The organism is Aeromonas sp. FDAARGOS 1417, from assembly GCF_019046985.1.
Classification (GTDB): domain Bacteria; phylum Pseudomonadota; class Gammaproteobacteria; order Enterobacterales; family Aeromonadaceae; genus Aeromonas; species Aeromonas veronii.
In genome coordinates this window covers 189,417-216,177 of the sequence record NZ_CP077221.1, presented here as the reverse complement: position 1 = coordinate 216,177, position 26,761 = coordinate 189,417, and the positions used below count along the sequence as shown (strand labels likewise).

Genomic DNA, 26,761 nt, shown 5'->3' with positions numbered 1-26,761 from the left:
CACAAAACAGGTTTCAGGGAAGTTGTATGGCAACCATTTATGTAGACGGCAAAGAGTACGAGGTAGACGGAGCAGATAACCTGCTGCAAGCCTGTCTGTCGCTGGGTCTGGACGTCCCCTATTTCTGCTGGCATCCGGCGCTGGGTAGCGTGGGAGCCTGCCGCCAGTGTGCGGTCAAACAGTATCAGAATGCCGATGACAAACGCGGTCGTCTGGTCATGTCCTGCATGACCCCGGCCACCGATGGCAGCTACATCGCCATCGAGGATGAAGAGGCTAAAGAATTTCGCAAGAGCGTGGTGGAGTGGTTGATGACCAACCACCCCCACGACTGCCCGGTGTGTGAAGAGGGCGGCGCCTGCCACCTGCAGGATATGACGGTGATGACCGGCCACAACAGCCGTCGCTACCGCTTCACTAAACGCACCCACCAGAATCAGGAGCTGGGCCCCTTCATCGGTCACGAGATGAACCGCTGCATCGCCTGCTACCGCTGCGTCCGTTACTACAAGGATTATGCCGGTGGCGAGGATCTCGGGGTCTATGGTGCTCACGACAACGTCTATTTCGGGCGGGTCGAGGATGGCACCCTGGAGAGTGAATTTTCCGGCAACCTGGTGGAGGTCTGCCCCACCGGCGTCTTCACTGACAAGACCCACTCCGAACGTTACAACCGCAAGTGGGACATGCAATTTGCCCCCAGCATCTGCCAGCAATGCTCCGTGGGCTGCAACATCAGTCCGGGCGAGCGTTATGGCGAGCTGCGCCGCATCGAAAACCGCTTCCACGGCAGCGTCAACCACTACTTCCTCTGTGACCGTGGCCGCTTTGGCTATGGCTACGTCAATCTGGCCGACCGTCCGCGCCAACCGCTGCTCAAAGATGGCAACGACCAGCTGACCATCACAGTCGATGGCGCCCTCAACCGAGCCGCCGATGCCCTGCGCACGGCCCGCGGCCTCATCGGCATCGGCTCGCCCCGCGCCTCGCTGGAGAGCAACTTTGCCCTGCGCGAGCTGGTGGGTGAAGCCAACTTCTACGCTGGCGTCGAGCAGGCCGAGTGGGAATGCCAGCAGAAGATCCTGCAGATTTTGCAGCATGGCGGCGTATCAACACCAAGCCTGCGCGAGATGGAAGAGGCCGACGCCATTCTGGTACTCGGCGAAGATGTCACCATGAGCGCGGCTCGAATTGCACTGGCCCTGCGTCAAGCCGTCAAGGGCAAGGCCCGCGAGCTGGCCCGCAAGATGAAGGTGGATTTGTGGCAAGTCGCCGCAGTGCAGACCCTGGGTCAGAACGAGCGCTACCCGCTGCTCATCACCAGTCTCGACACCACCCGTCTGGACGATGTGGCGGCCGACAAGCTGCACGCCCCCTATGCCGATCAGGCGCGCCTTGGCTTTGCCATCGCCAACCTGCTCGACCCGGCCGCACCGGCCGTGAGCGACCTCTGCCCCGAACAGCGGGCACAAGCGGCTCGCTGGGCCGAGCTGCTCGGCAACGCCAAGAAGCCGCTCATCATTGCAGGCTCCACTGCCCGCGATGTGGCGCTGCTTGAGGCGGCCAGCAACATTGCCCGCGCCCTGAAAGGCCGTGGACAGGAAGCCAACATCGCGCTGGTTGGCCTGGAGGCCAACTCGCTGGGGCTGGCCATGCTGGGCGCTCAAACCTTGTCAGACAAGCCACTCGAAGCCGCCCTTGCGCGTATCGAGTCAGAAGAGGGGTTGGCGCTGGTCACCCTGGAGAACGATCTCTACCGCCGCGCGCCGCGCAACCGGGTGGATGCTGCGCTGGCACGGCTGCAGCACCTGCTGGTCATCGACCATCAGGCGACCCCGACCGCCAACAAGGCTGATCTGGTGCTGCCAGCGGCCAGTTTTGCCGAAGCCGATGGCACGCTGGTGAACATGGAAGGGCGCGCCCAGCGCTTCTTCCAGGTCTATGCACCCGCCTTTTACAACGCCGATATTCAGGTGCGTGAAGGGTGGCGCTGGCTGGCGGCGCTGCAAGGGGCGATCGAACGCAAGCCGCTGCGCTGGCAGAACTTCGACCAGGTCAACCATGACTGCGCCACCAGCAATCCGCTGCTCGCTACCATGCTGGAAGCGGCGCCCAACGCAGGCTTGCGGATCCGTGGCATGCGACTGGCCCGTGAGCCACACCGCTACAGTGGTCGCACCTCCATGCTGGCGGATCAGAACGTCAGCGAACCGCGGGTAGCGCAAGATCCCGACTCCCCCTTCAACTTCTCCATGGAAGGGTATGCCGGAGCCCGTCAGCCGCTGCCGCAAGTACCGTTCGCCTGGGCGCCGGGCTGGAACTCTCCCTCCGCCTGGAACAAGTTCCAGGATGAAGTGGGTGGCAAACTGCGTGCTGGCGATCCGGGTCGCCGTCTGCTGGAAGCAACAGACCCGCAGGCAGAAGGCAAGGAGCCGCTCGGCTGGTTCACCACCATCCCCGCCCCCTTCAAGGCCGCAGAGGCGCTGCAAGTGGTCAATTATGCCCAGCTGTTTGGCGGCGAGGAGCTCTCCGCTCGCAGCCCGGTCATTCAGGCCCGGATGAACGAACCCGAGCTGGTGCTCAATCCCCTTGATGCGCAGCGTCTGGCCCTGCATGGGGGCAGTCAAGTCTCCTTCTCCTGGGGTGGGAGCCACTGGCAACTACGTCTGCGGCTTAGCGAGCAGCTGAGCGCCGGTCTGGTGGGGCTACCCCTTGGGGTGAACGGCCTGCCGACGGCCCTGCAACAAGCCTCAATCACTAACCTGCAGGAGGTGATCGCATGAGCGAGTCGCTGATCGATCTGTTGCTGGAGGTGGGCAAGGCACTGATCGTGCTGGTAGGGATCGTGGGGGCTGGCGCCTTCATGAGCTTCATTGAGCGCCGTCTGCTGGCTCTTTGGCAGGATCGCTACGGCCCCAACCGGGTGGGGCCGTTTGGTCTGCTGCAGCTGGCCGCCGACATGATCAAGATGTTCTTCAAGGAGGACTGGATCCCGCCGTTCGCCGATCGGCGGATCTTTATCCTGGCCCCCATCATCGCCTTCACCGCCTTTATTCTGGCGTTTGCGGTGGTGCCCATCACCCCCACCTGGGGCGTGGCGGATCTCAACGTGGGGCTGCTCTACATCCTGGCCATCGCAGGGCTGGCGGTCTATGCGGTGCTGTTCGCCGGCTGGTCGAGCAACAACAAATACTCATTGCTCGGCAGCTTGCGCGCCTCGGCCCAGACCCTCTCCTACGAGGTGTTTCTGGGCTTGTCGCTGATGGGGATTGTGATCCAGACCGGCAGTTTCAACCTGCGGGATATCGTCGAGGCACAGGCAGACTTGTGGAACGTGGTGCCCCAGATCCTGGGCTTTGTCACCTTCCTGTTTGCCGGTGTCGCCGTCACCCACCGTCACCCGTTCGATCAGCCGGAAGCCGAGCAGGAGCTCGCCGACGGCTATCACATCGAGTATGCGGGGATGAAGTGGGGTCTCTTCTTCGTGGGCGAATATATCGGCATCGTGCTGATCTCCTCGCTCATCGTGACCCTCTTCTTCGGTGGCTGGCACGGCCCCTGGCTGCCCCCCTTCATCTGGTTTGCCCTGAAGACCGCCTGTTTCATGGTGTTCTTCATCCTGCTGCGGGCCTCCCTGCCTCGCCCGCGCTTTGACCAGGTGATGTCGTTTGGCTGGAAAGTCTGCTTGCCGCTGACCCTGATCAACATGCTGGTCACCGCGGCAGTTGTACTGATAAGTACGCAGTGAGGCACTCAATATGAAAATTGTTAGCATTATTCAGGGTGTCGGCACCCAGTTACGCAGTCTGGCCATGGTCTTCTCCCATGCCTGGCGGCCCCGTGAAACCCTCAACTATCCGGAACAGGCAGTCTATGCCGCCCCCCGCTACCGCGGTCGCATCGTGCTGACCCGCGACCCCGACGGGGACGAGCGCTGCGTGGCCTGCAACCTCTGCGCAGTTGCCTGCCCGGTCGGCTGCATCTCGCTGCAAAAATCCGAGCGGGAAGATGGTCGCTGGTATCCGGAGTTCTTTCGCATCAACTTCTCTCGCTGCATCTTCTGCGGCCTGTGTGAAGAGGCCTGCCCCACCACCGCCATCCAGCTGACACCGGATTTCGAGATGGGTGAGTATCGCCGCCAGGATCTGGTGTACGAGAAGGAAGATCTGCTGATCAGCGGGCCCGGCAAATACCCGGACTACAACTTCTATCGCATGAGCGGGATGGCCATCGACGGCAAGCCGAAAGGGGATGCCGAAAACGAAGCCAAGCCCATCGATGTCAAGAGCCTGCTGCCCTGAGGAGTCAATCATGGAACTGGCATTTTATGCCTCGGCCCTGGTGGCCATTTACAGCACGCTGCGGGTGATCAGCACCAGCAATCCCATGCATGCGCTGCTCAATCTCATCATCTCCCTCATCGCCGTGGCCATGATCTTCTTCTGCCTGGGTGCCGCCTTTGCGGGCGCCCTGCAGGTGATCGTCTACGCCGGTGCCATCATGGTGCTGTTCGTGTTCGTGGTGATGATGCTGAACCTGGGGAGTGCCCAGGCACAGGAGAAAAAGTGGCTCACCCCCATGACCTGGGGGGGCCCAGCCCTGCTCTCACTGATCCTGCTGGGCTTTCTGGCCCACGGCATTCTCGGGGTGACCGGGGGCCTGATCGGAGCGACAGAGGTGACCGCCAAGCAGGTGGGTGTCGAACTCTTTGGCCCCTATGTGCTGGCGGTAGAGCTTGCCTCCATCCTGCTGCTGGCGGGTCTGGTAACCGCCTATCACCTGGGTCGGGAAGAGAAGAGCGGTGAAGTGCTCTCCGTCCCGCGCTCTGCTTCCCGCTCTGCACAAGAAGGAGGTCAGCAATGAATGGAATCCCTATGGAGCACGGCCTCCTGCTGGCCGCGGTGCTCTTCTGCATCGGCTTGTGCGGTCTGCTGATCCGCCGCAACCTGCTCTACATCCTGATGAGTATCGAGATCATGATGAATGCCTCGGCACTGGCGTTTGTGGTGGCGGGTAGCCGCTGGGCCCAGGCCGATGGCCAGATCATGTATATCCTGGTGATTTCTCTGGCGGCAGCGGAGGCCAGTATCGGCCTTGCCCTGTTACTGCTGCTCTATCGTCGTTACCACACCCTGAACGTGGACACTGTGAGCGAGATGCGCGGATGAGCCTCTTATATCTGACTTTTCTATTTCCGCTGCTGGGATGGCTGGTGCTGGCCTTCTCCCTCGGCCGGTTTGGCGAGCGTACCTCGGCGCTGATCGGGGTGGGTTCCATTGGTCTCTCGGCGCTTACCACACTCTGGGTCGGCATCGACTTTCTGGGCAACCCGCCCGAGGGGGGCGTCTATGTCCAGCGCCTGTGGCAATGGATGGCGGTGGGCAACTTTACCCCGAGCTTCTCGCTGGCACTGGATGGCCTGTCGCTGACCATGCTGGGGGTGGTGACCGGGGTGGGTTTCTTCATCCACCTGTTCGCCTCCTGGTATATGCGTGGGGAAGAGGGTTACTCCCGCTTCTTTACCTACACTAACCTCTTTATCGCCAGCATGCTGTTTCTGGTGCTGGCTGATGACCTGCTGTTTGTCTACCTCGGCTGGGAAGGGGTAGGGCTGTGCAGCTATCTGCTGATCGGCTTCTACTACAAGGATCGCAAGAACGGCGCAGCGGCCCTCAAGGCATTTGTCGTGACCCGGGTGGGTGATGTCTTCCTCGCCATCGGCCTGTTTATCCTCTATCGGGAGCTGGGCACCCTCAATATCCACGAGCTGCTGGTTCGTGCCCCGACCCTGTTTGCCGAGGGCTCCCCTGCCCTGTCGCTGGCCTGCCTGATGCTCTTGGGCGGCGCGGTCGGCAAATCGGCACAGCTGCCGCTGCAAACCTGGCTGGCGGATGCGATGGCAGGCCCGACGCCCGTCTCCGCGCTGATCCACGCCGCCACCATGGTGACCGCCGGTGTCTACCTGATTGCCCGTACCCACGGCCTGTTCCTGCTGGCGCCAGAGATCCTCCATCTGGTCGGGCTGGTTGGCGCCATCACGCTAGTGCTGGCAGGCTTTGCCGCGCTGGTTCAGACCGATATCAAGCGGATCCTCGCCTACTCCACCATGAGCCAGATTGGCTACATGTTTCTGGCACTGGGTGTCGGCGCATGGGAAGGGGCCATCTTCCACCTGATGACCCACGCCTTCTTCAAGGCGCTGCTGTTCCTCTCCGCCGGTGCCGTTATCGTTGCCTGCCACCATGAGCAGAACATCTTCAAGATGGGTGGCCTGCGCAAGAGTTTGCCGCTGGTCTATGCCTGCTTCATGGTGGGGGGCTCGGCGCTGGCGGCGTTGCCGCTGGTCACTTCCGGTTTCTACAGTAAGGACGCCATCCTGTGGCAAGTAGAAGCCTCTGGCCAAAGCGCGCTGCTGTGGGCAGGTCTGGTAGGGGCATTCCTCACCTCGCTCTACACCTTCCGGCTGATCTTTATCGCCTTTCATGGCAAAGAGCAGACCAAAGCCCATGCGGGCCACGGTCTGGCTCACCATCTGCCGCTGCTGGTATTGCTGGTGCTCTCCACAGGCATAGGCGCGCTGATCTCCCCGCCACTGGCAGGTGTACTGCCCGCAGGCCCGGGGGACCATATCGAAGAGGGTCGCCATGCACTGGAGGTAGCCTCTGGCATTATCGCCATCGCTGGCATTGTGCTGGCTGCGTTTCTGTTCCTTGGTGAGCGCCGTCTGGCCACCTCCATTGCCAACAGCGCGCCGGGCCGCCTGCTCAGCACCCTCTGGTTCAACGCTTGGGGCTTTGACTGGCTCTATGACCAGCTGTGGGTCAAGCCCTATCTGCTTGCGACCCGACTGCTGGCCCGCGACCCGCTGGACTGGATGATGGGCCTGCCCGCCTGGCTTGCCCTGCGTGGCAACCAGCTGCTGGCCTGGACCGTGACCGGCAAGTTGCGCTGGTATGCTGCCTCCATGGGGATCGGCGCCGTGCTGGTGCTGGCGCTGTTGCTGCTGGGGTAACGCGATGAACAACCGGACAATCATACAGCCAGGCTGTTTGCTCTCCCTGATGGAACAGGGAGCGCAATCTCATATGAACTTGAACGAGAGCTGATACCGTGACCTTACTCTGGATCTTGCTAATTCCTTTTATCGGCGGCTTGCTCTGCTGGCAGATGGAGCGTCTCGGCGGGCAGTTTGTCCGCTGGGTAGCCCTGCTCTCCATGAGCGCCAGCCTGCTGCTCTCCTGTGCCATCTGGCTAAGTGGTGACTTCTCCCTTGCCACCACGGGCCTAGACAGCGCGGGCGTCTCCGGTGCTGCCTCCGCCTGGGCCGCCGAGTGGCGCCTGCCGTGGATCCCCCGCTTCGGCATCTCTTTGCATCTGGCGGTGGATGGCCTGTCGCTCTTGATGGTGATCCTCACCTGCTTTATCGGGGTGCTGGCCATTCTTTGTTCGTGGAAAGAGATCGTGCAGCGCATCGGCTTCTTCCACCTCAACCTGCTCTGGATCCTGGGCGGCGTGCTCGGGGTCTTTATGGCGCTGGACCTGTTCCTCTTCTTCTTCTTCTGGGAGATGATGCTGGTCCCCATGTACTTCCTGATTGCGCTCTGGGGCCACTCGGTCACTGACGGCAAATCACGGATCAACGCCGCGACCAAGTTCTTCATCTACACCCAGGTGAGCGGCCTTATCATGCTGGTGGCCATCATCGGGCTGGTGCTGACCCACCAGCATGCCACCGGAGTCTTCACCTTCAACTATCTGGAGCTGCTCAATACCCCGATGAGCAAGGGCGTTCAGTGGCTGCTGATGCTGGGATTCTTTATCGCCTTCGCGGTCAAGATGCCGCTGGTACCGCTGCACGGCTGGCTGCCGGATGCCCACAGTCAGGCGCCGACCGCAGGCTCGGTGGATTTGGCCGGTATTTTGCTCAAAACCGCCGCCTATGGTCTGCTGCGCTTTGCCTTGCCGCTCTTCCCCGAGGCCTCAGCCGAATTTGCTCCCTACGCCATGGTGCTTGGCCTGATCGGGATCGTCTACGGTGCCATCGTGGCCTTTGCCCAGACCGACATCAAACGGCTGGTAGCCTACACCAGCATCTCCCACATGGGTTTTGTGATGATCGCTATCTACTCGGGTAGCGAGCTGGCCCTGCAGGGCGCCGTGGTGCAGATGATCGCCCACGGTCTCTCGGCTGCCGGCCTCTTTATCCTCTGCGGTCAGCTCTACGAGCGGTTGCACACCCGGGATCTGCGCCAGATGGGCGGCCTGTGGGGACGCCTGCGCTATCTGCCCGGCGTGATGCTCTTCTTCTCGGTAGCGTCGCTCGGCATGCCGGGCACCGGCAACTTTGTCGGCGAGTTCCTGATCCTGGTCGGCAGCTTCCAGGTTGCCCCTGTCATCACGGCAGTCGCCACCTTCGGTCTGGTGCTGGCCTCGGTCTACTCTCTCATCATGTTGCAGCGCGCCTGCTTTGGCCCCGCCAAGGATGAGAGCATGCTCAAGGGACTGGATCGCCGCGAGCTGACCATGATGATGGTGATCGCGGGCCTGCTGGTTCTGCTTGGCCTCTATCCCCAACCCGTGATTGACACCGCCAGCAGCAGCCTTATCAACGTGCTGCACTGGTATCTGCTGCCGACTGCTGGAGCCCTGCAATGACTTTCTCCGCTTCCCAACTGCTGGCACTGCTTCCCCTGCTGCTGACCACCGGGGCCATGGCGGCCCTGATGCTGGCCATCGCGTGGCGCCGCTGTGTCACTACCGCCTTTACCGTCACCATCATTGGTCTCAACCTGGCGCTCTTCTCCCTGCCCATCGTGATGGCGCAAGGGGATCAGGGGGTCACCCCGCTGCTGCAAGTGGACAGTTACGCCGTCTTCTACATGGGACTGGTGCTCATCGGCGCCCTGGCCACCTGCACCTTCGGTCAATCGTGGCTGAAAGCCTACCCGGACAACCGGGAGGAGTTCTTCCTGCTGCTGCTGATCGCCACCGCTGGTGGTCTGGTGCTGGCATGCTCCCGTCACCTCGCCTCTCTCTTTATCGGGATCGAGATGCTGACCCTGCCAATGTTTGGTCTGGTGGGTTACGCCTACCGCGAGCGCCACTCGCTGGAAGCCGCGGTGAAATACATGGTGCTCTCTGCCGCCGCCACCGCCTTCCTGCTGTTTGGCATGGCGCTGCTCTATGCACAGGCTGGCAGCCTGAGCTTTGCAGCCCTGGGGCAGACCCTGGCCGAGAGCCCGGCTCACCATCCGCTGCTGATGGGCGGTTTGGGGTTAATGCTGGTCGGCTTTGCCTTTAAACTCTCCTTGGCCCCCTTCCACCTCTGGACCCCGGATGTCTACGAAGGTGCCCCGGCACCGGTCGCCACCTTCCTCGCCACCGTCAGCAAGGTGGCGGTCTTTGCCGTGCTGCTGCGCTTCTATCTGGCGGTACCGGCGGCGAGCGATCCCATGATCCACTGGCTGCTGGCAGCCATGGCGGTCATCTCCATCCTGGTCGGCAACCTGCTGGCCCTGGTGCAGACCAACGTCAAACGGATGCTGGGTTACTCCTCCATCTCCCACTTCGGTTACCTGCTGGCGGTGATCGTGGCGAGCCGATTCGGCCAGATGCCGGTGGAAGCAGCCGGGGTCTACCTGCTGATGTATCTCTTCACCAGCCTGGGTGCCTTTGGGGTGGTGAGCATGATGTCGAGCCCCTATCGCGGCAAGGATGCCGACTCCCTGCACAGCTATCGTGGTCTGTTCTGGAAGCGCCCCTATCTGACTGCCGTACTGACGGTGATGATGTTGTCACTAGCGGGCATCCCGATGACCCTCGGCTTTATCGGCAAGTTCTACCTCATCGGCGTCACCGTCGAGGCGCAGCTCTGGTGGCTCTCCGGTGCCATCGTGCTCGGCAGCGCACTGGGTCTCTACTACTACCTCAAGGTGATGGTGACCCTCTATCTGCGCGAACCGGGTATGCAGCAGCGGGATGCCAGCGCCGACTGGGCGCTCTCCTCCGGTGGTGTGGTGGTACTGCTCTCTGCCGCTCTGGTGGTGTTGCTGGGGCTCTATCCCCAGCCGGTCATCAGCCTGGTACAAGGGTTCCAGCACGTGGTATTGCAGTAACCGTTACCGTCGCTACCCCTCATTACCCGCAAAACCGGCAGCCTTGGCTGCCGGTTTTCTATTTCCGGCCCGACAGCATCGCGCACTCCACAGGCCAGCAAATGACAGATCAGTCAGCGAGGGTGATACCCATCATGGTTTTTGCCATACAACCAGAACCGGGCGAGATCCTCATACCCTCTTGAATTCCTTATTGATATATTGGTTATATTCTGGAATGGAGTTCAGATTGATGAAGCAACACTACGTTTGCCAATTTAACCCGACAGAACTGGCCGCCACGCTGGCACCCTTGCAAGGAGGCAAGCTGACCATACTGCTGGCCGAACAGGATTGCGCGCAGGTTCCCCTGTTGCAGCAGTTGTGCCGCGACTTCAACATCACCCTGAATGGCGCCATCTTCCCCCAGCTGATCGGTGCGCAAGGATTGTTGCCGCAAGGGGCCTGGCTACTTCCCAGAGCCAACCCCTATCACGCCACACTGCAGCCCCTGACACCGCAGGCCAGCGCAGCATCCCTTGCCCACCGGATTGCGGAACAGGTGGAGAGCATGCTGGCCACCTGGCCAACCCCTTCGCAGCCACCAACCCTGTTTCTGACCTTCGACAACCTCATTCCCAATATCGCCTCCATTCTGGATGCGCTTTATCTGCAGCTGGCCAATCGCGTCAACTATGCCGGCGCCAACGCAGGCAGCGGCAGCTTCACCCCCCTTGCCTGTCTGTTCGACAACCAGCGGCAACTTGCCTACGGGGTCACCTGCACGCTGCTGCCCAGCAACAGCTTTCCCTTTCTGGAACATGGTTACCAACTCTCGGCCCAACCGATGCGGGCCACCAGCAGTGAAGCGAACAAGATTGCCTACATCGATTGGCAACCGGCCTTTCAAAAATATCAGGGGCTGATCCGCCAGCAATTCCAGCACACTATGGTGCGCGAGGAGCTCTACCGTTTCGTGGTGCACATGCCACTGGGCCTGCTGCGGGCCAACGGGGATGTGATTGTCAGGATCCCCGTCGAGGCAAACGATGACGGCGCCCTGCTCTGCGCCGGCGAGGTCGCGGAGCACAGCATCCTCACTCTGCTGAAGGCGCCAGAGAGTGCCACCGAACATGCCTGCTCACTGGCCAGGCGCCTCAACCAGCAACAAACCCTCACCCGGGCACACTTGCTGGAGGTCTACTACTGCGCGGGACGCCAGTTGCACTTCGACCAGCAGACGGTGACCGAGCTGCACACCCTGCTGACCCACTCGGGGGCCGGCGATCTGGCAGGAGCCCTCTCCCTTGGCGAAATTGGCAGCGTGCGCCACGGGGATTACCCCCAATTTCATAACGGCGCCATTCTCTGTAACGGGGCATTGATATGAACAACGACCACGCCATGGCCATCGTCTGCGATCTGGCGCTCTGCATCGGGCGTGAAGTGACGCTGGATGCGCTGCTCACCAAGGTACTGCAACGTTTTATGCATCACTGCGCCACGCCGGTTGGCGCGGTATTGCAGCAACAACGGGAGGGATACAAGCTGCTCAAGGTGATCGGCGACGAGCGGTTGCGTCAGCACACCGGCACCACCCTGACCCTGCCTGGGTGGGTCAGCGAGGAGGAGCACTGCCTGCTGCAACAGACGCTCCCCCTGCCGGGCAGCCGCCCCTACCAGTTTGCCTATCGGCTCAAGGTTGAAGGGGGTTATCTCATCTTGCTGCTCGCCCCCCAGCCACATCAGCAGATCGTACCGGTCTGCCATCTGTTCAGCCCGGTGCTCGGCAACCTGGCCCGCGCCATTTCCCTCTGCAAGGACAGCGAGCTGCTCGCCCTGCGTCAGCAGGCCGAACTGAAGGATCTGAAACACTTCAACGAATCCCTGCTCAAGGCCATCCCGATCCCGGTGTTCTACAAAGATATCGAAGGGCGATTTCTGGGCTGCAACCAGGCCTTCAATCAGGTGATCGGCATCGGCAAGGAGGCGCTGCTGGGTCGACGGGTCGAGGAGCTGCTGCCAGTCGGGCTTGCCGAGGCCTACAGCATGCGGGAAGCCGAGTTGCTGCGAAGTCGCCAGCCCCAGTGCATCGAACAGCAGTTGCATGACCGCAATGGCATGCGCTATCAGGTCATCTGTTTCAAGGATCTCTTCTATGACCATCAGGGGATGGTTGCCGGCATCATCGGCACCCTGGTCGACATCACCCGCCTCAAGGAGAGCGAACTCCACCAGCGTGACCTGCTGTTCCAGACCGTCAGTGCCCTCGCCAGCGCCATCAGCCACAAGGATCGCAACAGTGCGGGCCATGAGCTGAGGGTGCGCGATTTGGCACTGGCCATCGGGCAGGCCATGCAGCTGCGGCAAGAGCGGCTGGATGCACTGGGACTGGCGGCCATGGTGCACAATATTGGCCTGCTGCAGATCCCCACCGAGATCATCACTCGCCCCCGTGAATTGCGGCCGGTGGAGTTCGAACTGATCAAGCAGCATCCCCAGGCCGGCCACGATATTCTCAAACAGATCGACTTCCCCTGGCCCATCGCCACCATAGTGCTGCAGCACCACGAAAACCTCGATGGCAGCGGCTATCCGCAGGGGTTGGCGGGCAACGCTATTACCCTGGAGGCGCGCATTATCCGGGTGGCCGACTCGCTGATCGCCATGACCTCCCATCGCCCGTTCCGCCGGGCCATGCCCCTGAGTGACGCCTTTGCCGAACTGACCCGCTATGCCGGGATCCGTTACGATGAAAAAGTGGTCAACAGCTGTATCGTGCTCTGGCAGACCGGCTACCACTTCGGCCCTCCCATCAGTCAACTTGCAGACAAGGCGGGATAAGATGTCCGAACTCCTCACCTCCTGTGCACTCCCCCACCCACTGACCGATTCGCTCCCCTCCTCGGCGCTGTTGCTGACCCAGGTGATGGATCAGCTTCCCTATCGGGTGCTGCTCAAAGACACCCGATTCAGCTACATCGCGGGCAACCGCCTGCTGGCGGCGGATCTCGCCCTCTCACCAGAGGCACTGGTGGGCAAGAATGACTGCGACTTCTTTCCCCCCGAACTGGTACAGCGCTATCGGGAGGATGACGCTCGAGTCATGCGCGAGGGGATACACCAGCACATCGAAGAGCCCTATCTGAAGGGGGGAGAAGCCCGCTGGCTCAGCACCACCAAGTTTCCCCTGCGTGATGAGGCGGGGGTCATCGTGGGGGTCGGCGTCTTCTTCGAAGACATTACCGAACAGAAGTGGCAGCAGGAGAAACTGCAACAGTACAGCTGGACCCAGCAGGCGATCAGCCGCGCCCACCACGCCCTGCTCAAACCGGGCGATGAGCCGCAACTGCTGCAGGATATCTGCGATGCCATCGCCGTCGATGACCGTTTTCCGCTGGTCGCAGTGCTGCAAGGCCAGCCCGAACTCGCCCAACCGCCGAGAATCGTGGCGCAGGCAGGCAGTGCCGATGCCTCGGAACAAACGCTGTGGTTGAACGATGAGGCCCTCACCCAGGCCATCCTCCACCAGCGGCGCCTCAATCAGGTGATCTTCCACGAGCGGCCCCATACCGGCCGCCACCCGTTGCGCTCCCGCCTGCTGATCCCCTTGCCACTGCAGGAGGATCAGGCCGGTGCGCTGATCATTCACAGCGACCAGCCACGGTTGTTCAGCCAGGAGGAGGAGCAACTTTTTATCCAGCTGACCGACTACCTCACCTATGGCCTGCAGGCGCGCCATACCCAGCAGGCTTATCTGCGCTCACAACAGGAGAAGATCTTCCATGCCCGCCAGCTGGAACTGGCACTGGAAGATGCTCTGGGTGCCATCGCCGCCGTGCTGGAGCAGCGCGATCCCTATACCGCTGGCCATCAGAAACATGTGGCCAAGCTGGCCCAAGCCATCGGCCGGGAGCTCAGGCTGGAAGAGAAGCGGCTGCGGGGGATCTATCTGGGCGCCATGGTGCACGATATCGGCAAGATCCAGGTACCGGCCGAAATTCTCACCAAACCGGAGCGCCTCACGCCGCTGGAGTTCGAGCTGGTCAAGGAGCACCCCGCCATCGGCTATCTGGTGCTCAAGGATATCGACTTCCCCTGGCCCATCGCCCGGATGATCCACCAGCACCACGAGTATCTCGATGGCTCCGGCTATCCGCAGGGGCTCGAGGGAGATGAGATCCTGCTGGAGGCCCGCATCCTCACCGTCGCCGATATCGTCGAATCCATGTCCTCGGATCGCCCCTATCGCGCCGCCCTCGGCATTCCCCAGGCCAGGGAGCAGATCATCCAGATGCGCGGCCATCAGCTTGATGCGGATGTGGTGGATGCCTGTCTGCGGATCCTCGATCGGGGAGACTTTATCCCCCAACCGCTCGGCAAGCCTTAACGACACGGATAAAAAAACCGGCCAATTGGCCGGTTTCTGTTTTTATGCGCTGGTGCTGTCTCTATTAACCCAGACGAACCCGGGCGTTGCGGAACATCCGCATCCAGGCGCCGTCCTCGCCCCAGTTGTCGGGGTGCCAGGAGTTGGCCACGGTGCGGAACACCCGCTCCGGATGCGGCATCATGATGGTAGCTCGGCCATCTTGCGTGGTCACCGCGGTGATACCGTTCGGTGAGCCATTCGGGTTGGCCGGGTACTGCTCGGTCACGCTGCCGCGGTTATCGACAAAGCGCAGCCCTACCAGACCGCTGGCCTGCAACGCGCTCAGGTGAGCGGCATCGCGCACCTCGACACGCCCTTCCCCGTGGGAAACGGCGATGGGCATCACGGAGCCTGCCATGCCGGCGAAGAAGGCCGACGGGGACTCCTGTACCTGCACCAGACTGAAGCGGGCTTCGAAGCGCTCGGAGCGGTTGCGTACAAAGCGCGGCCAGAGATCGGCACCCGGGATTAGTTCTCGCAGGTTGGACATCATCTGGCAACCGTTGCAGACACCCAGAGAGAGGGTATCGCCACGCTCGAAGAAGCGCTGGAACTGCTCGCGGGCGTTGTCATTGAACAGGATGGACTTGGCCCAGCCTTCCCCCGCCCCCAGCACGTCACCGTAGGAGAAGCCGCCACAGGCCACCAGGGTCTGGAACTCCTCCAGCTTGATGCGACCGGAGAGAATGTCGCTCATATGGACATCGACCGCCGCGAAACCGGCACGATCGAACGCCGCCGCCATCTCCACATGGGAGTTGACCCCCTGCTCGCGCAGCACCGCCAGACGGGGTGAAACACCCTTGGCAATGTAGGGCGCCGCCACATCCTCGGACGGGTTGTAAGTCAGCTTGGCATGCAGACCCGGATCGGTGGCGTCCTGACGGGCCGTGTGCTCACTGTCGGCGCACGCCGGGTTGTCGCGCAGGCGCTGCATCTGCCAACTGGTCTCGCCCCAGATGGTGCGAAGGGCTGTGCGGCTGGCACGATAGACCTCCTGACCGCCCCGTTGCAAGGTGATGAGATCCCCTTCGCGCACGGTACCGAGCACATGGGAGCAGGCCGCCAGACCGTGACCGGCCAGCAGGGTCATCACCGCCTCTTTGTCTTCACGACGCACCTGAATGACGGCGCCCAGCTCCTCGTTGAACAGCGCCGGCAGCAGCTCGCCGCCGATGCGATCGAGCTGGATGTCGAGGCCGCAGTGGCCGGCAAACGCCATCTCGGTCAGTGTGACGAACAGACCACCGTCGGAGCGGTCGTGGTAGGCGATCAGTTTGCGATCAGCCACCAGCGCCTGAATGGCGTTGAAGAAGCCCTTGAGCTGGACCGGATTGTCGAGATCCGGCGCCTTGTCACCCAGCTGGCGATAGACCTGCGCCAGCGCAGAGGCGCCGAGGCGCTGCTTGCCGTTGCCAAGGTCGATGAGGATAAGGTCGGTTTCACCGAGATCGGTACGCAGTTGTGGCGTGACTGTGTTGCGCACATCCTCGACCCGGGCAAAGGCGGAGATGAGCAGGGAGAGCGGCGAGGTGACGCTGTGCTCCTTGCCATCCTGCTGCCAGCGGGTCTTCATGGACATGGAGTCCTTGCCCACCGGAATGGTGATGCCCAAGGCCGGGCAGAGCTCCTCACCTACCGCTTTGACCGCCTCATAGAGACCGGCATCTTCCCCCGGGTGACCGGCAGCGGCCATCCAGTTGGCGGAAAGCTTGACCCGCTTGAGGGAACCGATGTGGGCCGGTGCCAGGTTGGTAAGCGCTTCCGCCACCGCCATGCGAGCGGAGGCGGCGTGGGAGAGCAGCGCCACCGGGGTACGCTCGCCCATGGACATGGCTTCGCCGTGATAGCTGTCATAGGTGGCAGCGGTGACGGCGCAATCGGCCACCGGGATCTGCCAGGGACCAACCATCTGGTCGCGATTGACCAGACCGGTCACGCTGCGATCGCCGATGGTGATAAGGAAGGACTTCTCCGCCACGGTCGGCAGACGCAGAACCCGCTCGGCCGCGTCACTCAAAGTGATGCCATCTAGCTGGAGCGCTTTGCCTTGTGCAGGCAGAGTCACCACGTCGCGGTGCATCTTGGGCGCCTTGCCGAGCAGCACGTCCAGCGGCAGATCGATGGGCTGGTTGTCAAAGTGGCTGTCAGAGAGGGTCAGATGCTTCTCTTCGGTCGCGGTGCCGATCACGGCATAGGGGGCGCGCTCGCGCTCGCACAGCGCCTTGAACAGCGGCAACTTGTCCTGCGCTACCGCCAGCACGTAACGCTCCTGGGATTCGTTGCACCAGATCTCCAGCGGGCTCATGCCCGGCTCGTCGCTCTGGATGGCGCGCAAATCGAAACGACCACCGCGCTCACCGTCGTTGACCAGCTCCGGCATGGCGTTGGAGAGACCACCCGCCCCCACATCGTGGATAAAGACGATAGGGTTGTCGTCACCCAGCTGCCAGCAGCGATCGATCACCTCCTGGCAACGGCGCTCCATCTCGGGGTTGTCACGCTGCACCGAGGCAAAGTCGAGATCTTCGGCTGACTGGCCGGAAGCCATGGAGGATGCGGCACCACCGCCCAGACCGATGTTCATCGCCGGGCCGCCCAGCACGATCAACGCCGCGCCGACCGGGATCTCCCCTTTCTGGACATGTTCGGTGCGGATGTTGCCGATGCCGCCAGCCAGCATGATGGGTTTGTGGTAGCCACGCACCTCGACGCCGTTGTGGCTCGGCACCTCCTCTTCGAAGGTACGGAAGTAGCCGAGAATGGCCGGACGACCGAACTCGTTGTTAAACGCGGCGCCGCCGAGCGGCCCCTCCTGCATGATGTCGAAGGCACTGACGATACGGCTCGGCTTGCCGAAATCCTGCTCCCAGGGCTGCTCGAAGCCGGGAATGCGCAGGTTGGAGACGGAGAAACCGACCAGACCCGCCTTGGGCTTGGCACCGCGCCCGGTGGCTCCCTCGTCGCGGATTTCGCCGCCGGAGCCGGTTGCTGCCCCCGGGAACGGGGAGATCGCGGTCGGGTGGTTGTGGGTCTCCACCTTCATCAGGATGTCGACCTGTTCCTGGTGATACTGGTATTCGCCGTTGGCCGGGCTCGGGAAGAAGCGGCCACCCTGGCTCCCTTCCATCACGGCGGCGTTGTCTTTATAGGCAGAGAGGACATGATCCGGCGTCTGCTCGAAGGTGTTCTTGATCATCTTGAACAGCGACTTGGGCTGCTGTTCGCCATCGATGGTCCAGTCGGCATTGAAGATCTTGTGACGGCAGTGTTCGGAGTTCGCCTGGGCGAACATGTAGAGCTCGATGTCGTTGGGGTTGCGACCCAACTTGGTGAAGTTCTCCACCAGATAGTCGATTTCGTCGTCGGCCAGCGCCAGACCGAGCGCCACGTTGGCTTCGGCCAGGGCTGCGCGACCACCGCCCAGCACATCCACCTGGGTGAAGGGGCGCGGCTCGTGGTGAGCAAACAGGGCGGCAGCTTCGCTCATCTCGGCAAACACCACTTCCATCATCCGATCATGGAGCACGGCGGCAATGGCGCTGCGCTGGGCGGCACTCAGCTCACCCTGCCCCTTGATGGTCAGGTAGTAGGCAATACCACGCTCCAGCCGCTTGACCTGTTTCAGGCCGCAGTTGTGGGCGATGTCGGTTGCTTTGGAAGACCAGGGGGAGATAGTGCCGGGGCGGGGGGTAACAAGAAACAGCTGACCGCTGGGGGTGTGTTCGGGGATGGTCGGGCCGTAGCGCAAGAGCTGGCCCAAGGTCGCTCGCTCGGGGGGAGAGAGGGGGCTTGTCAGCTCGGCAAAGTGCACATACTCGGCATAGACATCCTCTATCTCTACTCCGCTTTCTACTCCACTCTCATTTCTCATCTGTGCGAAGCGTTGCAGCAGTTTTTGGACACGAAAATCAGACAGTGCTGGGGCACCACGCAAGATATCCATATGACCTTTCTCACCAAGTTTTAAAGTGGGGGGGAATTGAGACGCGCGTATTATAGGGATCTGGCTCACAGCGGACAAACGTTTTTCTCACTTCGTGCAGTGTGACTCTGCGCACACTCTCTGGTATAAAGGTGCCTCTTTTTTGACAAATGCCGATTTTTTCAACAAAGGTACTCACCTACTTGCGCTGCATTTTTCGACTGTTTATCGGGCTGTTGTTGACGCTGACACTGGTTGGCTGCGACTTCTATAGCCCCTCCAGCCAGCTGGAGCAGATCCGCCAGCGAGGCGAGATCCGGGTTGGCACCATCTATGGTCCCACCTCCTATTACCAGCGTGACGACCTCGCCCAGGGATTCGATTACGAGCTGGCGCAAAATTATGCCGACTGGTTGGGGGTGAAACTCACCATCATCCCGGTCGACACCACTGACCAACTGGTCACCCTGCTGAAAAAGGGCAAACTCGATCTGGCGGCTGCCGCCATCATGGTCACCCCCGAGCGACGCGAGCTGTTTCGCTTCGGCCCGGGCTTCTACCAGGTCTCCCCCAAACTGGTCTACCGCAACGGCAAACCCAAGCCGGCCTCATTGAACGATATCAAGGGCAAGCTGGTGGTGGCCGCCGGCTCCACCGGTGAAGATCTGCTCAAAGAGATGAGCAAAGAGAATCCGAAACTAGCCTGGAGCACCAGCGACAACGCCGATGTGGAGGAGCTGCTCAAACAGGTGGTGGATGGCAAGATTGACTACACGGTGGTGCAGGATACCGTGCTGGCCCGTACCCAGCGCTACTACCCGGAGCTTACCGAGGGGCTGACCCTGGCCCAGAAGCAGACCGTTGCCTGGGCCATGAGCAAGCTGCCCGATGACAGCCTCTATGCCAGCGTGATCGACTTCTTCGGTCAGCGCTTTATGGATGGTGCCATCGCCAAGCTGGACGAGAAGTACTTCGGCCACGTGCAGAACTTCGACTTTGTCGATACCCGTACCTTCCTCAAGCGCGCCAAGAGCCTGCTGCCCAAGTACCAGCCGCTGTTCCAGACCCACGCCAAGAATATCGACTGGCGTCTGCTCGCCGCCATCAGCTATCAGGAGTCCCACTGGGACCCGCAGGCCCGCTCCTACACCGGCGTGCGCGGCATGATGATGCTGACCGAGCCCACCGCCAAGGCGATGGGAGTCAACGACCGGCTTCATCCGGAAGAGAGCATCAAGGGTGGCTCCCTCTATCTGCAACAGATGATGGAGAAGGTGCCGGATTCGGTGCCCGATGACGAGAAGGTGTGGTTTGCCCTCACCGCCTACAACATCGGTTACGGCCACATGATGGATGCCCGCCGCCTGACCAAAGAGCTCGGCAAGAATCCTGACGCCTGGAGCGACGTGAAAGAGGTGCTGCCGCTGCTGCAGCAAGCGCGCTGGCACCGCAAGGTGCGTTACGGCTATGCCCGTGGTAGCGAGGCGCGCAACTATGTCAACAACGTGCGCCAGTATTACCAGAGTCTGCTCTGGCTCGACAACGAGCAACAGAAGGCACATCAGCGGGAGAGTCTCGACAACGACAGCGAGCCCGAGCTGGCCGAGCGCCCCACCGCCATCGCCGAAGTGGTCAATCAGATCACCATGCGCTAACCAGCCATTATTCGGCTGTTTTCACGTAAACTTCTCTGTTACCATCGATTCACATCGGAGCCTATCCGAAATCGCATTGTTTTCATTATGTTGAGAGATTAAATAACAGCAATTTCGGATGGGCTCCATCAATGACCCAAGGCCGGGATGGCCACCTGAGTTGGGAGGAGACCAAGATGCAAAAACGTAGAAAAATCAGTCTGGTCAGAAAAGCGAAGTGCAGCTGGAGCCCCAGACGCAAACTCAAGCTTAATGACATCAAGCGCAACCTGTGGCGCAGAAATCGATCCTATACCCTGCTTATTGCAGAGCACACAGCATAAACCCGGCATTCGCCGGGTTTTTTTATCTTCTTTCTCACCTGATTATCGTCTTACACCAGCGCCGCCTTGAACTGTACCGTCCGCTTGGAGATCAGCGAGTTGCAGTGGTTGCAGAAGTAATCCACCGCGCCGCACGCCTTGAGACGCTCCAGCTCCTGTTGGCAGGTGGGGCAAATGGCAGTAACCCGAACAGGGGCCTGGCACTGGCCACAGGTTTGCTCCTTGCTGCGGGTATCCAGTTCAGCCTGGCATGATGGACAAAGCAGGGCTTCCATAATCAACTCCTCGAAAGTGGATCTGCCATGGTCTTGTTCCATGGCAGATCCCCCTCCCCTTATTCCTCACCTTAACATGGCGAGGATAACAAAGCGGCTGCCGGTGAGGGCAGCCGCAAGGGCTTATTTCTTCTTCATCTTCAGCAGGCGTTTGCGCTGACGTTCCTGACTCAGGGTCATGGTGTTCTTCTTGCCTTCAAACGGGTTGACCGACTCCTGGAACTCGACCCGGATCGGCGAGCCCATGATCTTGAGGGACTTGCGGAAGTAGTTGATCAGATACCGCTTGTAGGAGTCCGGCAAGTCGTTCAGCTGGTTGCCGTGGATCACGATGCGCGGCGGGTTGTAGCCACCGGCGTGAGCATACTTGAGCTTGACGCGGCGACCGTTGACCATCGGCGGCTGGTGATCTTCCTGCGCCATCTGCATGATGCGGGTCAGCATGGCCGTGCTGGTACGACGGGTGGCGGACTGGTAAGCCTCCTGAATGGATTCAAACAGATGGCCGACACCGCTGCCGTGCAGGGCGGAGATGAAGTGAACGCGGGCGAAGTCGATGAAGCCCAAGCGACGATCCAGCTCGTTCTTCACATCCTCTTTCACCTTCTGATCCAGACCATCCCACTTGTTCACCACCAGCACCACGGAGCGACCGGCGTGGAGCACATAGCCAAGGATGCTCAAGTCCTGATCGGTGATGGTCTCCTGGGCGTCGATCACCAGCAGGCAAACGTTGGCATCTTCGATAGCTTTCAGGGTCTTGATAACGGAGAACTTCTCAACCGTCTCGTGCACCTTGCCACGACGACGCACACCGGCTGTGTCGATAACCACATACTTCTGCTCGTCACGCTCCATCGGAATGTAAACGGAGTCACGGGTGGTGCCGGGCATGTCATAGACGATGACCCGATCTTCACCCAGCATGCGGTTGGTCAGAGTAGATTTACCGACGTTGGGACGACCAACGATGGCGAACTTGATGGGCAGGTCAGCGAACGGGGTCTCCTTGGTGTCCTCTTTGGTATCGAGTTCACCGGCAGCCACCATGCGCAGCAGGGCTTCTTCGTCGAAGTCCTCCTCTTCCTCATCCTGCGCATCTTCATCGGTAGCGGAGTCGACCAGGGTCTCCAGATGGGGAGCCAGGGCCAGTTCCAGCAGGCTCAGCACGCCACGACCGTGGGCGGCCGCGATCTGGTAGACCTCACCCAGCGCCAGACCGTAGAACTCGGAGACCGCGGAATCACCGTCGATACCGTCGGTCTTGTTGGCCACCAGAAATACCTTCTTGTGGGCCTTGCGCAGGTGCTCGGCGATGGCTTGATCCGCCGCGGTAAGACCGGCACGGGCATCAACCATGAACAGCACGACGTCTGCTTCTTCGATGGCCAGCAGGGATTGCTCGGCCATCTTCAGCTCGATCCCCTCTTCGGTGCCATCGATACCACCGGTATCGACCACGATAAATTCCAGCTCGCCCAACTTCGCCTGACCGTATTTACGGTCCCGGGTCAGACCGGGAAAATCGGCAACCAGGGCATCCCGAGTACGGGTCAAGCGGTTAAACAGGGTGGATTTCCCCACGTTGGGGCGGCCCACCAGGGCTACTACAGGAGTCATAAAAGCCTCATTCTCAAGACGACAAAGGCTCCGGGTCCGAAGACCAGGAGCCGGATATTCACATTATCGGACGATCAAGGACGCTTGAGGGCGTACAACTTGCCGTCACGGCTCTGCACATACAGGGTCTCGCCATCCACCAGCGGGGCGGCATAGAGACCACTGCTATCGAGCTGCTGCATCGCCTTGATGGTACCGTCGGTACGATCAAGCCAATACAGGTATCCTTCCACATCACCCACCACCACATAGTCACCGAAGATGACAGGTGCAGTGACGGTACGATTTTCCAGCTGGGTGTTGGACCACAGCTCCAGACCGTTGCGACGGTCGATGGCAAACAGATGGCTGCGGCTGTCGGTCAGCACGATGGCATTGCCAGTCATCGCCAGATCGCGATAGCCGGAATACTTGCGCTTCCACACTTCATCGCCGGTCATCAGCTTGCGCGCCATCAGCTGACCGTTGTAGGCGATGGCGTAGAGCTCATCACCGGCAATCAGCGGGCTGGCATCGACGTCAACCATGCGGTCCAGCTCGGTGGCACCGCGCGGATCAGCCACCTTGGACTGGCGCACCGGCTGGCCGTTGCTCAGCAGGGCGATGCCCACCTTGCCATCGGCACGACCGTAAATCACGGCGCCGTTGGTGATCACCGGTGCACCGGCACTGCGCAGGGTCAGCGGCGGCTGCTCTTCGGAGAGCGACCACTGCATCTTGCCTTCATCCGTGTCGAGGGCGATCAGGCGACCGGAGGTGGTCAACACCACCACGCGGCCATCTTCCACCGCGGGGCTTGCCACCACTTCGCCGGGCACATTGGTCTGCCACAGCACTTCGCCATTCTCTTCGTTCAGGGCGTAGACCACCCCGTTCTCGGAGCCGAGGAACAGCTTGCCGTAACGGGAAACCAGGCCACCGGAGAGACGAGCGCTACGCTTGTCGGCGTTGACCGGCAGGTCGGCCAGATCGACGGTCCAGAGGCGATCGCCACTGGCACGGTCAAAGGCGCTGACATCGCCGTCGCGGGCCGCCGCGTAGATGCGATCCTCTTCCACCACCGGCTTGAGCTGGGAGTAGAAGTCACCGATACCATCACCCACAGTAGATGACCATGCGGTGTCGGCAGTGAAGGCAGATTCAACCTTGGGCAGCGGCGCCATCGGGTTGAGATCCTCTTCGGAACTGAACAGGGAGCAACCCTGCAGAGCGAAGGAGACCGCAGCCCCCAGCGCCACCATCTTGAATAGATTACGCATCCGGTGCCTCACCAGTCGCAACGGCCGGCAGGGCCAGATCGTCCATTTTCAGCTTGAGCTCGGCGCTACCCTGCAGGCCGCCGGCATCGGCCGCGGCCTGATAGGCATCACGAGCCTCTTCGGTCTTGCCCTGCTTTTGCAGCACATCGCCACGGGCTTCGGCTACCTGCGCCTTGAAGGCCTCATTCTGGATGGTTGCCAGCTTGGCCAGCGCTTCATCTGCCTTGCCCTGATCATTCAGCACACGGGCCAGACGCAGCGCCGCGATGGGACGAATGCTCTCGTCACCCGTGGTCGCCACCAGCTCCAGCTGCTCGGCAGCCAGATCCAGCTTGCCCGCCTTGACGGCAGCGGCAGCCAGTTGCAACGCAGCCAGTTCACCGTAGGAGTCACCCTTGTTGGCGGTAACAAACTGCTGGGCCTGCTCGAAACCGGCGGCATCGCCCTTGGCCAGCTGCTCAATCACCTGGTTGTAAGAGTGGGAGGAGGCCTCCATGGTCTCTTGCTGGTGCTGGTTGTAATAGCGCCAGCCGAACAGACCGACCAGACCGATCACGGTCCCGGCAATCACCGAGGTTCCGTTCTCTTTCCACCACTCCTTGATAACCTCAACCTGTTGTTCTTCGGTGGTATAGACTTCCACAGCTTACTCTCCTTTGGCTGCCAGCAGGGCAATGGCGGCGTCAACCTTGACGGTCTGTTGCTCGGCCTGACCACGCAGATATTTGATAGTGATCTCCCCGTTTTGCACCTCGGTCTCACCAAGGATCAGGGCGATTGCCGCGCCGCTCTTGTCGGCACGTTTGAGTTGTTTCTTGAAGTTGCCACCACCGCAGTGGCTCATGAGGCGCAGGTCCGGCAGGGCATCGCGCAGACGCTCGGCCAGCTGGAAGCCAGCCTGTTCGGTCCCCTCGCCCACCATCGCCAGATAGACATCCACTGCCGGGCGGATATCGGCGTTGAGCTCGAGAGTCTCCAGCATCAGCACCAGACGCTCCATGCCCATGGCAAAGCCCACGGCCGGGGTCGGTTGACCGCCCAGCTGCTCTACCAGACCATCGTAGCGGCCACCGGCACAGACGGTGCCCTGGGCACCCAGACTGCTGGTGACCCACTCGAACACGGTCAGGTTGTAGTAGTCAAGACCACGCACCAGACGCTCGTTCACTTCGTATTTGATACCGGCAGACTCGAGCAGGCGCTTGAGCCCCTCGAAGTGGGCCAGGCTCTCTTCGCCCAGATGGTCGAACAGACGCGGGGCACCCGCCAAAATGGCCTGCACCTTTTCATCCTTGGAGTCGAGCACCCGCAGCGGGTTACTGTACATGCGGCGCTGGCTCTCTTCGTCCAGCTGCTCCTTGTACTGCTCCAGATAGGCCACCAGCGCATCGCGGTAAGCGGCACGCTCGGCACTCTGACCCAGGGTGTTGAGCTGCAGGGTGACATGCTCGCTGATGCCAAACAGACGCCACAGACGGTGGGTCAGCATGATCAGCTCAGCGTCAATGTCCGGCCCGTTGATGCCAAACAGCTCGACACCGAACTGGTGGAACTGGCGATAACGGCCCTTCTGGGGACGCTCGTGACGGAACATGGGGCCCATGTACCACATCCGGCGTTCCTGGTTGTAGAGCAGACCGTGTTCGATACCGGCACGGACGCAGCTGGCGGTCCCTTCCGGACGCAGGCTCAGGCTGTCGCCGTTACGGTCTTCAAAGGTGTACATCTCTTTTTCGACCACGTCGGTCACTTCACCGATGGCGCGCTTGAACAGATGAGTCTGCTCGACAATCGGCATGCGCACTTCGCTGTAGCCATAGCTGGCAACGACCTGGCGCAGGATCTGTTCAACCTTCTGCCATACCGGGCTCTGCTCCGGCAGGCAATCATTCATACCGCGAATAGCTTGGATCTGTTTTGCCACGTTGATACTCGAGAAAAAGAGGTAAAATTTGGCCGCATTATAGGGATTTTCCCCCCCAAGGTAAAATCAGGGAATCCGGATGCGGGATTTAAAATCAGTCACCTGGAAAAAGGGCCACCCAATGTGGCCCTGTTTCGCTCACTCCTTGTCCATCGGGATCCGGTTGGCGGGATCCAGCATGGCGGCGCGGGCGCGAATGCGGCGCTCCAGAGTTGGAATGAGATCCTTGTTGTCGAGCCGATCGACCCGCTGGCCCCCTTCATAGAAGGCACTCTTGTTGGCGGCACCCGCCAGACCAAGGTCGGAGACCAGCGCTTCGCCCGGGCCATTCACCACGCAACCGATGATGGAGACATCCATCGGGGTGATGATATCTTCGAGCCGCTCTTCCAGCGCGTTGACAGTGGCGATCACATCGAACTCCTGCCGTGAGCAGGATGGGCAAGCGATAAAGTTGATGCCACGGGAGCGAATACGCAGGGATTTGAGGATATCGAAACCGACCTTCACCTCCTCCACAGGATCCGCCGCCAGCGAGATACGCAGGGTATCGCCGATGCCGTCGGTAAGCAGCATGCCCAGACCGATGGCAGACTTCACCGCGCCGGCACGGAAACCGCCCGCTTCGGTGATGCCAAGGTGCAACGGCTGTTCAATCTGCTTGGCGAGCAGGCGATAGGCACCGACTGCCAGGAACACATCGGAGGCCTTGACGCTCACCTTGAAGTCCTGGAAATCGAGGCGATCGAGATAGTCCACGTGACGCATGGCGGACTCCACCAGCGCTTCGGGGGTCGGCTCGCCGTACTTCTCCTGGATATCTTTCTCCAGCGACCCGCCATTGACCCCGATACGGATCGGGATATTGAGGTCGCGCGCGCAATCGACCACCGAGCGCACCCGCTGCTCATTGCCGATGTTGCCCGGGTTGATACGCAGGCAGTCGGCACCGTACTCGGCCACTTTCAGGGCGATGCGATAGTCGAAGTGGATATCGGCAACGATGGGGATGCGGGTCTGCTGTTTGATCAGCCGGAAGGCTTCCGCCGCTTCCATGGTGGGCACGGAGACACGGACGATATCGGCACCGACCCGCTCGATCCGCTGGATCTGCTCGATGGTGGCGGCGACATCTGTGGTCTTGGTGTTGGTCATGGTCTGCACGGTAATGGGGGCTTCGCCCCCAACCGGTACATTACCAACCATGATCTGTCTGGATTTACGACGAATGATGGGTGATTCGTGAGAAGACAT

Annotated in this window: 19 protein-coding genes; 12 read left to right on the top strand and 7 right to left on the bottom strand. The window is 61.1% G+C overall.

All coding sequences use genetic code 11. The features are described 5' to 3' along the window. Window positions 1-26: 26 nt before the first annotated feature. From nuoG to I6L47_RS00880, 11 genes are all read left to right on the top strand, one after another. Entirely contained in the window at window positions 27-2,783 is a 2,757-nt protein-coding gene (gene nuoG / locus I6L47_RS00930; protein WP_216948434.1) for an NADH-quinone oxidoreductase subunit NuoG, read from the top strand. Continuing rightward, on the top strand, window positions 2,780-3,748 hold the full coding sequence (nuoH, locus tag I6L47_RS00925; protein WP_005337244.1) for an NADH-quinone oxidoreductase subunit NuoH: 969 nt from the start codon (window positions 2,780-2,782) through the stop codon (window positions 3,746-3,748). Before nuoG ends, nuoH begins: the two co-directional genes overlap by 4 nt. 10 nt (window positions 3,749-3,758) lie before the next feature. Next, window positions 3,759-4,301 (top strand): NADH-quinone oxidoreductase subunit NuoI, encoded by a 543-nt coding sequence (gene nuoI / locus I6L47_RS00920; protein WP_005337245.1) that lies wholly within the window; start codon window positions 3,759-3,761, stop codon window positions 4,299-4,301. Between the two features lie 10 nt (window positions 4,302-4,311). After that, a complete protein-coding gene (nuoJ, locus tag I6L47_RS00915; protein ID WP_216948433.1) occupies window positions 4,312-4,863 on the top strand; it encodes an NADH-quinone oxidoreductase subunit J in 552 nt (183 codons plus the stop codon). Then, on the top strand, window positions 4,860-5,168 hold the full coding sequence (gene nuoK / locus I6L47_RS00910; protein ID WP_005337247.1) for an NADH-quinone oxidoreductase subunit NuoK: 309 nt from the start codon (window positions 4,860-4,862) through the stop codon (window positions 5,166-5,168). Before nuoJ ends, nuoK begins: the two co-directional genes overlap by 4 nt. Next, a complete protein-coding gene (gene nuoL, locus I6L47_RS00905; protein ID WP_216948432.1) occupies window positions 5,165-7,012 on the top strand; it encodes an NADH-quinone oxidoreductase subunit L in 1,848 nt (615 codons plus the stop codon). Before nuoK ends, nuoL begins: the two co-directional genes overlap by 4 nt. A gap of 98 nt (window positions 7,013-7,110) precedes the next feature. Further along, on the top strand, window positions 7,111-8,655 hold the full coding sequence (nuoM, locus tag I6L47_RS00900; protein WP_005337249.1) for an NADH-quinone oxidoreductase subunit M: 1,545 nt from the start codon (window positions 7,111-7,113) through the stop codon (window positions 8,653-8,655). Continuing rightward, a complete protein-coding gene (gene nuoN / locus I6L47_RS00895; RefSeq protein WP_160880672.1) occupies window positions 8,652-10,115 on the top strand; it encodes an NADH-quinone oxidoreductase subunit NuoN in 1,464 nt (487 codons plus the stop codon). The genes nuoM and nuoN overlap by 4 nt, the downstream gene beginning before the upstream one ends. A 232-nt stretch (window positions 10,116-10,347) precedes the next feature. Further along, window positions 10,348-11,484, top strand: coding sequence for an FIST signal transduction protein (locus tag I6L47_RS00890; RefSeq protein ID WP_216948431.1), 1,137 nt, complete (start codon window positions 10,348-10,350; stop codon window positions 11,482-11,484). Beyond that, the gene (locus I6L47_RS00885; protein WP_216948430.1) at window positions 11,481-12,938 is read left to right on the top strand and encodes an HD-GYP domain-containing protein; all 1,458 of its coding nucleotides are present in this window, start codon (window positions 11,481-11,483) and stop codon (window positions 12,936-12,938) included. The genes I6L47_RS00890 and I6L47_RS00885 overlap by 4 nt, the downstream gene beginning before the upstream one ends. Window position 12,939: 1 nt before the next feature. Continuing rightward, the gene (locus I6L47_RS00880) at window positions 12,940-14,484 is read left to right on the top strand and encodes an HD domain-containing phosphohydrolase (RefSeq protein ID WP_216948429.1); all 1,545 of its coding nucleotides are present in this window, start codon (window positions 12,940-12,942) and stop codon (window positions 14,482-14,484) included. A gap of 64 nt (window positions 14,485-14,548) precedes the next feature. Here the strand turns inward: I6L47_RS00880 and purL are convergent, their stop codons facing one another. Then, window positions 14,549-18,472: a phosphoribosylformylglycinamidine synthase gene (gene purL / locus I6L47_RS00875; RefSeq protein WP_216948428.1), complete on the bottom strand. Its 3,924-nt coding sequence runs from the start codon at window positions 18,470-18,472 to the stop codon at window positions 14,549-14,551. A gap of 149 nt (window positions 18,473-18,621) precedes the next feature. Between purL and mltF the strand changes: the two genes are divergently transcribed. Next, window positions 18,622-20,106, top strand: coding sequence for a membrane-bound lytic murein transglycosylase MltF (gene mltF, locus I6L47_RS00870; protein ID WP_005344877.1), 1,485 nt, complete (start codon window positions 18,622-18,624; stop codon window positions 20,104-20,106). Window positions 20,107-20,479: 373 nt separating this feature from the next. Here the strand turns inward: mltF and I6L47_RS00865 are convergent, their stop codons facing one another. From I6L47_RS00865 to ispG, 6 genes are all read right to left on the bottom strand, one after another. After that, window positions 20,480-20,704: a zinc ribbon domain-containing protein gene (locus I6L47_RS00865; protein WP_005344872.1), complete on the bottom strand. Its 225-nt coding sequence runs from the start codon at window positions 20,702-20,704 to the stop codon at window positions 20,480-20,482. 123 nt (window positions 20,705-20,827) lie between these two features. Next, window positions 20,828-22,324, bottom strand: coding sequence for a ribosome biogenesis GTPase Der (gene der, locus I6L47_RS00860; RefSeq protein ID WP_005333794.1), 1,497 nt, complete (start codon window positions 22,322-22,324; stop codon window positions 20,828-20,830). Between the two features lie 74 nt (window positions 22,325-22,398). Next, window positions 22,399-23,583, bottom strand: a complete 1,185-nt coding sequence (gene bamB / locus I6L47_RS00855) for an outer membrane protein assembly factor BamB (RefSeq protein ID WP_005333796.1) — start codon at window positions 23,581-23,583, stop codon at window positions 22,399-22,401. Further along, window positions 23,576-24,226 carry a tetratricopeptide repeat protein gene (locus I6L47_RS00850; RefSeq protein WP_021229680.1) on the bottom strand — a complete coding sequence of 217 codons (651 nt, stop codon included), beginning with the start codon at window positions 24,224-24,226 and terminating at the stop codon, window positions 23,576-23,578. The genes bamB and I6L47_RS00850 overlap by 8 nt, the downstream gene beginning before the upstream one ends. A 3-nt stretch (window positions 24,227-24,229) precedes the next feature. Next, window positions 24,230-25,507, bottom strand: coding sequence for a histidine--tRNA ligase (gene hisS, locus I6L47_RS00845; protein WP_005351051.1), 1,278 nt, complete (start codon window positions 25,505-25,507; stop codon window positions 24,230-24,232). 138 nt (window positions 25,508-25,645) lie between these two features. Beyond that, window positions 25,646-26,761, bottom strand: a complete 1,116-nt coding sequence (gene ispG / locus I6L47_RS00840; RefSeq protein ID WP_216948427.1) for a flavodoxin-dependent (E)-4-hydroxy-3-methylbut-2-enyl-diphosphate synthase — start codon at window positions 26,759-26,761, stop codon at window positions 25,646-25,648.